Consider the following 12,237-nt stretch of genomic DNA (forward strand, 5'->3'; position numbering starts at 1 on the left):
AGGCACCGCTGGAGAAACCCTGCAATCTGCCTGTACTTCGCTTGTGTCCTGCTTCTGTCCTATGGAGTGCTCAGTACTTCGCCTTAGTACTTGCGCGTCGGCAGAGTCTGCGCCGCGACGCTCATCGGGAAGACGGTCTCTTCCGTCAGGATGCGCTTGGGCAGCGGCTTGCCTGCCATCACGTCCTTGACCGCCGACATCAGTTGCGGCCCCAGCAGCGGGCTGCACTCGACGTCGACGTTCATCTTGCCCGCGGCCATCGCCTGGAAGCCGCCCTTGGTCGCGTCGAACGAGACGACGGTGATGTCCTTGCCGGGATGCATGCCGGCCTCTTCCATCGCCTGGATGGCGCCGAGCGCCATATCGTCGTTATGCGCATAAACTACATTTATTTTATTTCCATAAGTTTTTATAAACGCTTCCATCACCTGCTTGCCGCCGGCAAGTGTGAAGTCGCCGCTTTGCGACGCGATGATCTTGAATTTGGGATCGCTCTTGATTACTTCGATCAAGCCCGAATGCCGGTCGTTGGCAGGCGCCGAGCCGACCGTTCCCTGAAGTTCAGCGATGTTAATCGGGCCTTGATCGTTTTTAAAGTGATCCGCGAGCCAATGGCCGCCACGGCGCCCCTCTTCCATGAAATCGGAACCGATCATCGTGACGTATAGCGAGGTGTCTTTCACGTCGATGTTGCGGTCAGTCAGGATCACCGGAATCTTCGCTGCTTTGGCCTCACGCAGCACGGGCTCCCAACCGGATTCAACGACCGGCGAGAACGCGATCACGTCGACCTTCTGCGCGATGTAGGAGCGGATCGCCTTGATCTGGTTTTCCTGCTTTTGCTGGGCGTCCGAGAATTTGAGCTTGATCTTCGCGTCCGCGGCCGCGGACTTCACCGACTCGGTATTGGCGGTTCGCCATGCGCTTTCAGCGCCGACTTGCGCGAAACCGAGCGTGATCTGTTTGTCTTGCGCGTAAGCGTGCGGCGTTGTCAGCGTCAGCGCACCGATGCCTGCGCAAATCGCGAGAGCACCCAACGCACGACATGCGGCGCGTCGTGTATTCGCCATGACTGTCTCCTGATCGTTGTTGTGTAGGCGATCCATCGAACCGCCCGCCGTTCCGGCCTGTCTCGGAGCGTGGATCGTGCTGTAGCGTAGTGTCTGACGCGTTAACCGTCCAATCCTATGATTTGCGTTGGCGATACCAATTTTGGTATCGCGAACGGTAGCGACCGTGGCGCAGGCATCGAGGCGGGCCGCCGCTGGCGCGCTAGTCGCGGCGGCGAGGAACCCGCGCCCTCCACATGCTTTTTATGCGCTTAAGTGCTTGACGGCCGATTCGTCTAGCGGTTCGCCGTGCGCGGTGTCACCCAACGGAATGTCAGATTGATTCGCTCACCGGCGACGCCTGGTTCTTTCGGCACCCGGTGCCGCCACTCGGCCTGCGTGTTGCCCTTCATCACCAGCAGGCTGCCGCCCTTCAGCGAAAACGACCGAACCGTGCCCGTGCTGTTGTGCCGCAAATCGAAAGTGCGCGCCACGCCCAAGCTGACCGAGGCGATGATCGGCCGCGCGCCTAGCTCGGGCTCGCGGTCCGCGTGCCATCCCATGCTGTCGGTGCCGCTGCGGTAGCGATTGATCAGCACGCTGTTAAAGCGGGCGTTGCAGGTCGCTTCGGCGGCGGCCTTCAGTTCGGCGACTGTTCGGGTCCACGGTTGGGGCACGTTGCGAATGCCGGAGTAGACATAGACCGCGTCCGGCTCGCCCTGCCAGGCGGTCAGACGCGGCAGCGGCACGCGCCCGGCGGGCGTGCCCATCATGTCCTGACGCCACTCGACTTCGCCGATGAGGTGAGCCAACGCATGCACTGCTGCTTCAGGCGCAAGCCAGTCGGGATACCAGTCGACGTCGGGTGCCGGAAGGTCATCGAAAAGATCCGCCATGAGATTGTCCGAATGCGATTGCGCACGCTCAGCGTGCTCGTGTGAGAACCTTGGCTATTATGGCGGCAGCGACGGCGCCGCTCACGCATGCGGCTTGCGCTGTCATCCGGTTTTCTTCACTTCATTTCAACGGACCACCATCATGATTCTCTCAGACCAGGCTCTCGATCAACTCTTTCGCCAGGCGCGCACGCATAACGGCTGGCAGCCCAAACCTGTCGACGACGCCGTGCTCAAGCAACTCACCGAACTGGTGCTGCTCGGCCCTACCTCGGCCAATTCGAGTCCCGGCCGCTTCGTCTACGTTAAAACACCGGAAGGCAAGGAAAAACTTCGACCGGCATTGTCGGCAGGCAACCTCGAAAAGACGATGGCGTCCCCGGTCACGGTGATCGTCGGGATGGATATGGCGTTCTACGAACATCTGCCGAGACTGTTTCCGCACGCCGACGCGCGCAGCTGGTTCGCCGGCAACGACAAGGCAATCGCCGATACCGCCTTTCGCAATTCGACGCTGCAAGGCGGCTACCTGATTCTCGCGGCGCGCGCGCTCGGTTTGGACACGGGTGCGATGTCAGGCTTCGACGCAGCCAAGGTCGACGAAGCTTTCTTCGCCGGCACGACGGTGAAGTCGAATTTCCTGATCAATCTGGGCTACGGCGACGCGTCGAAACTGTTTCCCCGCAGCCCGCGCTTCACCTTCGACGAAGCTGCGCGAATCGTCTGAACCTGTCGCTGCGTTCAGGTGAACAGCGCCACGTAGAACACCACCACGCCGATCACCGCACCGATAAAACAGAAACCTTCTTCGGCATCGTCGCCATTGGAACGCAACCACGCGCCGACGACGCCGAACAAGCCGGCAATGCCGAGCGCGACGCATACCATCACCACGTCGAATAACGCACTTCGTCCCAGCTCGGAAATGTCGATGTCGCGTACGGCGTAGTACAAGCCGACTGCCATTAGCGATATGGCTACCAGCGGCAGCATCACGTGGCTTCCCTCATATCCGACATGATGCGCGTGATGTGCGTGGCGTGCCTGATTGCCTGATCTGAGCAGTTTCATCATGCGTCTCCTGCCTCGCACGCTAGCGGCGACAAAGCGAACCGCCACCGAGCCGCGACGCCCCTGATATAAGCCGGTTCCTTTTCAGGATAGTCCACGCACGACGACGATTCAAAGGCCGTTTAATTATGCTGAGCGGCCCGCCTGGAAGGGCTTCGTACGGTACGACGGATGCTGCATTGCAGTAATCGCCGGCGGCGACAACAATAGCCCGGTTCGCGCCCAAGACGGTCCAATTTGACACGGCCGGCAAGGGAAAGCACATGCCAGTAGAATGATCTCGCCGTCAGCGTTTTTCCTGACTCGAACTGACGAGCTGCCGCCGGTCTTCCGATTGTGCCGGCCCCTTCCCGCCTCCGTCCTCTCTATGCGCCGCTCATCGTTTCTTGTTCGCTTTATCCTGATTGGCATTCTGCTGCACATTTACGTCGGCTTTCGCCTGATTCCCGATTTGCCGATCAATGCCGCCGGCCGGTGGCTGTGTGCGTTGTGGCTGGTACTGTCGATCTTTCTGATTCCGCTCGGCATGCTGGCGCGCACGGTCAAACAGCAACCGCTCAGCGACCGGCTCGCATGGGTCGGCCTGCTGACGATGGGCTTCTTCTCATCGCTGCTGGTGCTGACTTTCGTGCGCGACCTTGGTCTGGCTTCGCTGCTGACCGTCGACGCAATCTGGCCGAACACCGTTGCGCTGGCACACTGGCGGACTGGCTCGGCGGCAGCCGTGCCAGTGCTCGCGCTGCTCTCTACGCTGGTCGGCCTCTTCAACGCGCGGCGCCGCGCCCGGGTCGTGACCATCGAGGTGCCGATCGACGATTTGCCGGCGGCACTCGACGGCTTCACGATCGTCCAGATCAGCGATATCCACGTTGGCCCAACCATCAAACGCAGTTACGTGGACGCGATCGTCGACGCGGTCAACCGCCTCAAGCCGGACCTGATTGCCGTAACCGGCGATATCGTGGACGGCAGCGTGCCGCAGTTGACCAGGCACACGCAGCCGCTGGGGCGGCTCAGCGCGCGTCACGGCGCCTTCCTGGTGACAGGCAATCACGAGTATTACGCCGGTGCTAACGCATGGATCGATGAATTCCGGCGCCTGGGTTTGAACGTTCTGCTCAACGAGCACGTGATCGTCGATCACGACGGTGCGCGCGCCGTGATTGCGGGGGTGACCGATTACTCGGCAGGTCATCATGATCCGTTACACCGCAGCGACCCGGTCGCCGCACTCGCCGGCGCACCGGGCGACGTGTTGATCAAAGTGCTGCTCGCCCACCAGCCACGGTCCGCCGAAGCGGCTGCCGCAGCAGGTTTCACGCTGCAACTGTCCGGCCACACGCACGGCGGCCAATTCTTTCCATGGAATTTCTTTGTCCGTTTTCAGCAGCCGTTCACGGCTGGCCTCGCGCGCCTGAACGGACTGTGGGTCTACACGAGCCGCGGCACCGGCTATTGGGGGCCGCCGAAGCGCTTGGGCGCCCCCTCGGAAATCACGCGGCTGCGCCTCGTGCCCGGCGAACCTGACTGAAGCGCCACGTCATATGGCATGGCGTTGAAACGACAGCGCGGATGTCCGGGAAGGACATCCGCGCCTCGGCGCAAGCGCGCCGCTTAACATCAATGCGTTTACTGCGCGGGCGCCACCGCCACGCTCACCTGCGGTGCGTACGCCACCGACACCTGCATGCCCGGCGTGACGTTGACGACCTTTGCCGGCTCACGCCCCTGAATGTGGAACACGGCGCCATTCGGACCTTTCAAGGCCATGATGCCGGTGGCGTGATCGACGGTCTGAACCTCAGCGGTCAGGTTATGCACAGTGTTCGCCTGAGCTGATTGAGCCGCAGCGCCGTGCCCGTCGGCACCACGCGTCACGCTGATCACGGCATTACGCATCATCCGGATATGAACTTTGCCGCCCTGCTTGATCTGCGGGAGGTTGCTGGTATCCGTGATATTGAACGAGGCTTCGCCGCCCTGCGCGTCGAGCACGGTAACCGAGTGTTTCGCCTGATCCACCGATTTCACGACGCCATCCGCTTGCAGCGTGCTGCTGCCTTCAAACGGCGCGGGTAAGCCAGCGGCGAACGACGCGAGCGGCGCAGCGGCGATCAATGCACCGGCAACGATGCCAAAAGCTTTAACTTTCATACATTCCTCAATTGGGTGAACAGCGGAAAAGAGATGACGTCGTGCAGAGCGTTCTGCGAAGCCGCGAGAAGTGAAACGCGGATTGAACGCCAACCCAAACCGGCGCAGCACGACGTGTTCTGAAGCATCCAGACAGTGTGTTTTCCGGGACGGACACCGTCAATATTCGGAGTCCGTATTTATGCAAGGAAAAATCCAGATTCGCCGCGGATACTTCCCAAAGGTTGAAAAAAGCAACGTCGCAACCAGACGTCATCCCGGCTTGACTTAACTTTGCAGAGTTGCCTAAAATTCGCCCAGTTCATTTAACCGGAACGACGATCTTGGACAGTAGCAGTAGTAGCAGTCGAGCTTCGATTCGCCTGATCGCCTGATCCGCAAGACTTCCGCGTCAGCAGTTTGCCTGTCGCCGTCTTGCCGTTAGGCCAGACGGCGCACGTCGTTTATCCCCTCGTACTGCCCATGAAGCGCTGCATGGCCCGTGCCGTACAGATGCTTCGTTGCATTTCGCGCCGCGAGCCTTTGCTTGCGTGCGTCGTCACGCCTGACCGCGCCCGCGTGCCCACGTCCGGATACCTGCTGCTGTCACGCGTGGTGTTCACAATGTGCGAAGCGCGCACCGACCTTTCTTATCGATGAGCGTATCCAGCGTCAGTTGGATCGCTAAAGAAGCGGAGCCGACGCCGGAATGACCGGCCGTCGATAAGCGCCCCCCAATATCTCCACGTATCGTCTACACTTAGTCGGCAATAGATTTAGACAATGTTAATTCAACGTCCTGAATATGGACGGCACAACCGCCTTCGACTAAGCTCTGTCACCGTGAATTTTTCACACTCAACCATGGAGTCTCAATTATGGAACACGGCATCATTGCATGGCTCATCATCGGCGCGATCGCCGGCTGGCTGGCTGGCGTGCTCGTCAAGGGTGGCGGTTTCGGCCTGATCGTCGATATCATCGTGGGGATTGTCGGCGCGTTCATCGGCGGCTGGCTTGCCGGCGTGCTGCATATTTCGCTCGGCGGCGGCTGGATCGGCTCGATCATTACAGCTGTGATCGGCGCGGTCATTCTATTGTTCATTATCCGGCTCTTCCGACGCGGTACCTGACCGTAGCAACTGATGTTGTGCGGCGTCAGGGGCCAATGCCACCTGACGCCAGCCTGACTTCAAGCAGTGCTTCCCCCGCCGGCATCATCGAGCCGGTGTCACGCAGCCGCGTATGCCATGCGAATGCCTGGTCCAACCGATGCGGCGTTTGCCCACCCCATTGCAAGGCGTCCCGATAGTAGTCGCGAAGCAGATCGCGATACAGCGGATGCACGCAGTTTTCGATGATCAGCGTGGCGCGTTCTCGCGGCGCAAGCCCGCGCAGATCGGCGAGCCCCTGCTCCGTCACCACCACATCCACGTCGTGTTCGTTGTGGTCGCAATGCGGCACCATCGGCACGACGCTCGAGATCCGGCCACCCTTGGCGATCGACTTGGTCGCAAAAATCGCACACGACGCATTGCGCGAAAAGTCGCCCGAGCCGCCAATACCGTTCATCATGTGCGTGCCGCCTACGTGCGTCGAATTCACGTTGCCGTAGATGTCGAATTCCAACGCGGTATTCAATGCGATCAGCCCGAGCCGGCGAATGACTTCGGGATGGTTGCTGACCTCTTGCGGACGCAACACGAGACGGTCGCGATAGCGCTCGATCTCCCCGAACACTTGCGCCTGGCGCGTGGCCGACAGCGTGATCGACGCACCGGAGGCGAACGTTACCTTACCGGCATCCATCAGGTCGAAAGTCGAATCCTGCAGCACTTCTGAATAAATTTCGAACGCATCGAACGGCGCATCGACAAACCCGGCGAGCACCGCATTGGCAATCGTACCGATGCCGGCCTGCAACGGCGGCAGGCGTTTGGACATGCGCCCGTGCGACACCTCGTGCTGAAGAAATTCGATCAGATGGCCGGCAATCTGCTTGGTCTCCGTATCCGCGGGCAGCACTGTGGACGGACTGTCCGCCATATCGGTAATGACGATCGCGGCGATTTTTTCGGGCGGAATCTCGATAGCCGGCGTGCCGACGCGGTCTTGCGGACTAACAATAGGCAGCGGTTCGCGGTGCGGCCGGCGACCCGGGATCCAGATGTCGTGCAGCCCTTCGAGCGCGAGCGGCTGAGCGAGATTGATTTCGACGATGACTTTGTCCGCCAGGATCGCGAAGCTCGCCGAATTGCCGACCGAAGTGGTCGGCACAATGCCGCCGGTTTCGGTGATCGCGGCGGCTTCGATAATGGCAATGTCGAGCTTACCGAGTTGATTCGCGCGCAGCATCTCGACGGTTTCCGACAGATGCTGATCGACGAACATCACTTCGCCGCGATTGATCGCGTCGCGCAAGGTCTTGTCCACTTGAAACGGCAGACGGCGCGCCAATACGTGCGCCTCGGTCAGCATGCGGTCAACGTCATGACCGAGCGATGCGCCGGTCATCAACGTAATGCGCGGCGGTTTGTCTTCGTGGCGCGCGCGCTCGGCGAGCGCAACAGGGACAGCCTTGGCGTCGCCCGCGCGCGTAAAGCCGCTGGCGCCGACACGCATGCCGTCCTGAATCAGCCGCGCTGCCTCGGCCGCTGAAGTGATCTTGCCGCGCAGCGCGGCACAACGAATCCGGTCTTCGTACATAAAACTGAGTCTCTCCATAGTCACCAGCCCAGTCTACCGATGCGCACGTCCGCGGTGTGCTTCGCTCAGTAGCCAGATTGTCGCATCCTGCCGCGGCGTCTCGATGGGACGGCGTCGCGGCCAGGTATCTCGTCGCGCGCCAAACTCTCGCGACAGGCCCTACAGGTACTGCGGGTGTTACACGTGGCGCTGCTTAGCTGCCGAAGTAGATATTGCAGAAGCTCACAGGACCGACACATTCTTCAACTTTGGCCTTCGGCGCAACGGTCCGGCCTTGCGCCGCGACGCTGTTGGCGCGCGGCGCATTCGCTTGCGCAACTTGCGGCGTCGGGGCGGCGGGGGCGGTTTCGGTTTGTGCGTGAGCAACAGCAGCAGACAAAGAGCAGGCAATCAGGACAATCTTCAACACTTTCATTTTATTCTCCAGTACTTCCGGTTACGTCCCGCAAGAAGCCCCCTTGGGGGACTGCATGGCAGTGGTGAAACTATATGACTGCCATCTGCGCGGATAAACGGGGCTGCCCGGAAGTGATCTTTCCATCTGGCGGAAGGATCGGATCGCCTGGTGATCGGGCACATCCTTCAGCGCGTGTTGAAGGGCGCGTCTTTGTCGAGCAAGGCTGTGCGAATGAAATGCAGGCAACTGAGGATGCGTTGCAGGTCGTGACGTTTATCGCGATCGGTATGAACGGTTTCGAGGACGTCCTGCACCGTCCAAGTGGCCGAGCGTACGGATACGAGCGCGCGTTCGAGACCACGTGCGTCCGGCTGCGCAAAGAGCCGGGCGAGGTCAGCGCCAGTGCGCTCGAGGCTGCTGCCCCAGCGCGGGTGGAGTGCCTGCGCGTAGGGCGCGCGAGCCACTTCGTTGCGCAGATCGATCACGGCGTGCCCCACTTCGAGCGTGACCAGCATCCAGCGCAAAGCGTCGCGGCGGCGCCGCGAGCGCCGCGTCAGCAGCAAACGCAGTTGCGAAGTCAGATCGTGCGTGCTCGACTGGAATCGCTGATTGAGTCCTGGCAGTTCGCCCTTGCATGCGAACACGACCTGCGCGCGCAAATCGCCCTTGATTCTCTCCGTGAGCCACGGCATATCGGCCGGAAAAACCACCGCGAAGACAATCGCCGCGAGCAGCAGCGATGCGGTGACCGCGATACCGTTGTTGATCAGCAGATCGGGCGCATACGTGACGACGTTGTCCGGTCCGGCGAGCAGACAGAAGAACACCGCGAAGCCGATGCCGTAACCCGATGCACGCTTGCGTGTTGCGATGAACGCGCCGAGCGCAAGCACCGGGGCGAGCGACGCGCAAAGCAACGGAAAACCGTCGATGTTCGGATAGACGTAGCAGGTGAACAGGTAGCCGGTCATGGTCGCCAGCGCGGCACCGACGGCCATCTGCACGGCCATCCTCGAAGCGTTCGGCGCGGTGGACGTCAGCGCGCATGCTAACGCTGCACCAATGACCGCAAGCCCTCCACTCGGCCAGTCGGTAGCAATCCAGAACCAGCCGACGACTGCCGTTACCACCGCCGTCCTGACAAAGGTGAAAGCAACGACGAAGCCGTTTGTCTTGCTGACATAGCGGCTAGTGTTGCGCTGCCGCCCTGCCGGCTTGCGCTGCGCCAGCGATGCGTAAGTCTCCGAATACCCGATCCATTCGTCGACGAACCGATACAACAGTTCCGCAGCCGTATCGAAGTCCGCCAGCGATTCAGCGGACGCCGCTTCGAGAGGTCGTCTTGTTGCGCGCACGCGTCGTGGCAACGTCGCCTGAAAGAGCCGCAGACGGGCGGCCACGCGCGATGCATCGAGGTCGGTACCAGGCTGTGGCTCGATGAACGCCGACAGCTCGTGAAAGTATGGCGTGATAGCCTCGACCATCCTTCGCGGCCCGCTTGCGCGCAAACGCTTGAGCAGCTGATGCAGCGCATGCAACCGCGCGCATACGTCCATGAATTCGCCGTTCAGACGACCGAGATGCTGGCTGCGCGAACGCATCGCAGGATCTTCGAAGGCGGCAAAAATACGCGTCGCTTCGAAGCCGACAATTTCGTCGACCAGATCGGCAAAGCGCCGCTCGAACTGCCCTCGATCGAGCCCGCGGGCCAGCACGTCGGCGGCGAACGCAGTAAAATCCTCATATCGAAATTGCAGCGCGCGTCGCAGCGCAAGGCTGGAACGCTGCGGCACGATTAGCGCGCTCACCGCACTCGAACACACGATGCCGACCGCCACTTCCGCCGCGCGCGTTAGCGCGGCCAGAAACAGGTCGTGGGGCGCCGTGACATTCGGAATGCCGATCAAGGCGGCGGTGTAACCCGCCAACACAAAGCCATACCACCTGAAATGCCGATAGCGGACCGCTGCAGCGATACATGCGCTCACCCAGCAAATCATGCCGAGCATGTACAACTCGGGCTGCTGGACAAACAGCGCGCCGAGCACCAATGCAGCGGCCGTACCCACCGCGGTCCCGAGAATCCGATAGAAACTCTTGGCGAGCACCATGCCGCTGAATGGCTGCATCAGCACGAACACCGTAGTCATCGCGATGCGTGGCTGCGGCAGATCCAGCAGCATTGCAATGCCAAGGGCCAGCAAGCCGGCTGTTACGGTTTTCAGCAGATGCAGCCAGATCAGACCATCGGTGCTCGCCCAATCGCGAGTAACGGTACCGAGCGCTTGCAACATGTCGTTCCACTGCCGGCGAGAGTCCACCGTCGGTTTGATCGCATGTTGGCGTTTCATGGAAAAACAATGCGCTCCGGTTTGTCACTGAAGGAAGCGCCGATTGTAGGAGCACGCGTCGCGCGCATTAATAGGACGGGGACGGAACGTCCCTTGCAGAACGAACAACAATGAGTTTTCGAGACAGGCGGACAATAAGGCCTTTGCCGTGAAATAGAAGGATCGATGGATACGTTACAAAATATGCGAGTGTTCGTGCGCGTGGTCGAAGCCGGTAGCTTTACCGGCGCCGCGCAGTCGCTCAATTCAACGACCGGTGCGATGTCGCGCGCGGTCTCCGAGCTCGAAGCGCATTTGCGTACGCGTTTGCTAAATCGTTCGACGCGGCGCCTTGCGCTCACCACAGCCGGCGAGCGCTACCTGACGCGCAGTCTGCAGATCCTCGCAGACGTCGATACTGCGGAAGAAGAAGCAAGTTGCGCGCACGAGCGGCCTAGCGGCGCTTTGCGCATGCATAGCTTTGCCAGCATCGGCCAGCATTACGTGCTGCCGGCCATCTCGCGCTACCGCGCGCTTTATCCCGAGGTCACAGTCGAACTCACGCTATCGCAGCGGATGCCTGATCTCTTCGAAGGTAGTAGCGACGTGGCTGTGGTCGGCGCGTCGTCTTTGCCGAATTCGGACCTCGTGTCGCTGCTGCTAGGCTCGACATTCAGCATCTTGTGCGCGTCACCGGCATATGTGCGCGCCCGCGGCACGCCGAAAGAACCTCGCGATCTTGCGCATCACGAATGCCTGATCTTGCATACGCCGGCCTTTCCGCCCCATGAATGGGTACTCGACGGGCCTAACGGCAGTGAAACGATGGCGATCAACGGACCGGTTCAGGTCAATATCGCGGAATCGCTGATCGTGGCGATTCGTGAAGGAATGGGCATCGGCCTGGTACCGCTCTATGCAGCGATTGCGGGCTTGCGCGACGGAACGCTGGTGCGTGTGTTGCCGCAGCATACGCTGCAGAAGATGAACATTTACGCGCTGTATCCGTCACGTAAGTTCATTGATGCAAAGACACGGACATGGGTTGAATTTCTGCGTGCGCATCTGCCAAAAGTGATTGCGCGCGACGAAGCTCTGCTCGCGGAAGTCGACCAGGCGCTCGCAGTCGATGACGCGCTGTACGTTCCGGCTCCGGTGGGCGTGATTGCCGTTGGCGATGGCCATCCAGGACATTGATCCAGAACGAAAGGACGAGGCGATGCGCTGGGTTTTCGGCGCATGCGCTTCGCCTGGGCGTAAGCGCCCGGCAATGGCACCCTGGGGAGTGCCTACCAGCGATCAGGCGGTGATCGGCGCCCAGCGATGAGGCAGTAGCTGAGCGATGTCGTCGGCGCGATGCGTTGGCAAGCGATTCAGTACGTCTTTGAGGTAGACGTATGGATCATGGCCGTTGAGCTGCGCTGATCGAATCAGGCTCATGATCGCGGCTGCACGTTGCCCCGCACGCAAAGAGCCCGCGAAGAGCCAGTTCGCCCTTCCCAGGGCCCATGGACGAATCTGATTTTCCAGCCAGTTGTTGTCGATGGGCACATGCCCGTCGACCAGGTAGCGTGTAAGCGCGTCCCATCGCTTGAGGCTGTAGTCGAGTGCCCTGGCGATCGCCGATCCCTCGGAGACCAGTTTGCGCTGACCGG

The 12,237-nt window shown here is 60.9% G+C and carries 12 protein-coding genes; 4 read left to right on the forward strand and 8 right to left on the reverse strand.

Annotation, left to right across the window (positions count from 1 at the left end):
- Positions 1-83: 83 nt before the first annotated feature.
- Together SB772_RS05340 and SB772_RS05345 are read right to left on the reverse strand one after the other, a co-directional pair.
- Positions 84-1,070 carry an ABC transporter substrate-binding protein gene (locus SB772_RS05340; RefSeq protein ID WP_410832230.1) on the reverse strand — a complete coding sequence of 329 codons (987 nt, stop codon included), beginning with the start codon at positions 1,068-1,070 and terminating at the stop codon, positions 84-86.
- Positions 1,071-1,345: 275 nt separating this feature from the next.
- Positions 1,346-1,945: an alpha-ketoglutarate-dependent dioxygenase AlkB family protein gene (locus tag SB772_RS05345; RefSeq protein ID WP_410832231.1), complete on the reverse strand. Its 600-nt coding sequence runs from the start codon at positions 1,943-1,945 to the stop codon at positions 1,346-1,348.
- A 142-nt stretch (positions 1,946-2,087) separates the two neighbouring features.
- Between SB772_RS05345 and SB772_RS05350 the strand changes: the two genes are divergently transcribed.
- Entirely contained in the window at positions 2,088-2,672 is a 585-nt protein-coding gene (locus SB772_RS05350) for a malonic semialdehyde reductase (RefSeq protein WP_410832232.1), read from the forward strand.
- A gap of 14 nt (positions 2,673-2,686) precedes the next feature.
- Here the strand turns inward: SB772_RS05350 and SB772_RS05355 are convergent, their stop codons facing one another.
- Positions 2,687-3,016 carry a hypothetical protein gene (locus SB772_RS05355; RefSeq protein WP_410832260.1) on the reverse strand — a complete coding sequence of 110 codons (330 nt, stop codon included), beginning with the start codon at positions 3,014-3,016 and terminating at the stop codon, positions 2,687-2,689.
- Positions 3,017-3,383: 367 nt separating this feature from the next.
- Here SB772_RS05355 and SB772_RS05360 point away from each other — a divergent pair, with 367 nt between their 5' ends.
- Positions 3,384-4,547: a metallophosphoesterase gene (locus tag SB772_RS05360; RefSeq protein ID WP_410832233.1), complete on the forward strand. Its 1,164-nt coding sequence runs from the start codon at positions 3,384-3,386 to the stop codon at positions 4,545-4,547.
- 98 nt (positions 4,548-4,645) lie between these two features.
- Here the strand turns inward: SB772_RS05360 and SB772_RS05365 are convergent, their stop codons facing one another.
- Complete coding sequence (locus SB772_RS05365; protein WP_410832261.1) at positions 4,646-5,170, reverse strand: hypothetical protein; 525 nt, start codon at positions 5,168-5,170, stop codon at positions 4,646-4,648.
- 857 nt (positions 5,171-6,027) lie between these two features.
- On the opposite strand from SB772_RS05365, the gene SB772_RS05370 reads away from it, so the two are divergent.
- Positions 6,028-6,282: a GlsB/YeaQ/YmgE family stress response membrane protein gene (locus SB772_RS05370; protein ID WP_410832234.1), complete on the forward strand. Its 255-nt coding sequence runs from the start codon at positions 6,028-6,030 to the stop codon at positions 6,280-6,282.
- A 25-nt stretch (positions 6,283-6,307) separates the two neighbouring features.
- Here the strand turns inward: SB772_RS05370 and SB772_RS05375 are convergent, their stop codons facing one another.
- The 3 genes from SB772_RS05375 to SB772_RS05385 form a co-directional block, all read right to left on the reverse strand.
- Positions 6,308-7,855 (reverse strand): acetyl-CoA hydrolase/transferase family protein, encoded by a 1,548-nt coding sequence (locus SB772_RS05375; RefSeq protein WP_410832262.1) that lies wholly within the window; start codon positions 7,853-7,855, stop codon positions 6,308-6,310.
- A gap of 193 nt (positions 7,856-8,048) precedes the next feature.
- Complete coding sequence (locus tag SB772_RS05380) at positions 8,049-8,270, reverse strand: hypothetical protein (protein ID WP_410832235.1); 222 nt, start codon at positions 8,268-8,270, stop codon at positions 8,049-8,051.
- Positions 8,271-8,437: 167 nt separating this feature from the next.
- Positions 8,438-10,603: an FUSC family protein gene (locus SB772_RS05385; RefSeq protein WP_410832236.1), complete on the reverse strand. Its 2,166-nt coding sequence runs from the start codon at positions 10,601-10,603 to the stop codon at positions 8,438-8,440.
- A 165-nt stretch (positions 10,604-10,768) separates the two neighbouring features.
- On the opposite strand from SB772_RS05385, the gene SB772_RS05390 reads away from it, so the two are divergent.
- Complete coding sequence (locus tag SB772_RS05390) at positions 10,769-11,779, forward strand: LysR family transcriptional regulator (RefSeq protein WP_410832237.1); 1,011 nt, start codon at positions 10,769-10,771, stop codon at positions 11,777-11,779.
- A 102-nt stretch (positions 11,780-11,881) separates the two neighbouring features.
- Here the strand turns inward: SB772_RS05390 and SB772_RS05395 are convergent.
- Positions 11,882-12,237 (reverse strand): IS66 family transposase (locus SB772_RS05395; protein ID WP_410832238.1); only part of this gene is annotated, 356 nt, incomplete at its 5' end.

Source organism: Paraburkholderia sp. SIMBA_030, from assembly GCF_046535245.1.
Classification (GTDB): domain Bacteria; phylum Pseudomonadota; class Gammaproteobacteria; order Burkholderiales; family Burkholderiaceae; genus Paraburkholderia.

What these genes read in the sequence shown, in the direction of transcription:
- SB772_RS05375 (WP_410832262.1), bottom strand. Translation starts at nt 7,855, where the DNA reads ATGTACGAAGACCGGATTCGTTGTGCCGCGCTGCGCGGCAAGATCACT.
- SB772_RS05370 (WP_410832234.1), top strand. Translation starts at nt 6,028, where the DNA reads ATGGAACACGGCATCATTGCATGGCTCATCATCGGCGCGATCGCCGGC.
- SB772_RS05380 (WP_410832235.1), bottom strand. Translation starts at nt 8,270, where the DNA reads ATGAAAGTGTTGAAGATTGTCCTGATTGCCTGCTCTTTGTCTGCTGCT.
- SB772_RS05385 (WP_410832236.1), bottom strand. Translation starts at nt 10,603, where the DNA reads ATGAAACGCCAACATGCGATCAAACCGACGGTGGACTCTCGCCGGCAG.
- SB772_RS05355 (WP_410832260.1), bottom strand. Translation starts at nt 3,016, where the DNA reads ATGAAACTGCTCAGATCAGGCAATCAGGCACGCCACGCACATCACGCG.
- SB772_RS05390 (WP_410832237.1), top strand. Translation starts at nt 10,769, where the DNA reads ATGGATACGTTACAAAATATGCGAGTGTTCGTGCGCGTGGTCGAAGCC.
- SB772_RS05350 (WP_410832232.1), top strand. Translation starts at nt 2,088, where the DNA reads ATGATTCTCTCAGACCAGGCTCTCGATCAACTCTTTCGCCAGGCGCGC.
- SB772_RS05345 (WP_410832231.1), bottom strand. Translation starts at nt 1,945, where the DNA reads ATGGCGGATCTTTTCGATGACCTTCCGGCACCCGACGTCGACTGGTAT.
- SB772_RS05365 (WP_410832261.1), bottom strand. Translation starts at nt 5,170, where the DNA reads ATGAAAGTTAAAGCTTTTGGCATCGTTGCCGGTGCATTGATCGCCGCT.
- SB772_RS05340 (WP_410832230.1), bottom strand. Translation starts at nt 1,070, where the DNA reads ATGGCGAATACACGACGCGCCGCATGTCGTGCGTTGGGTGCTCTCGCG.
- SB772_RS05360 (WP_410832233.1), top strand. Translation starts at nt 3,384, where the DNA reads ATGCGCCGCTCATCGTTTCTTGTTCGCTTTATCCTGATTGGCATTCTG.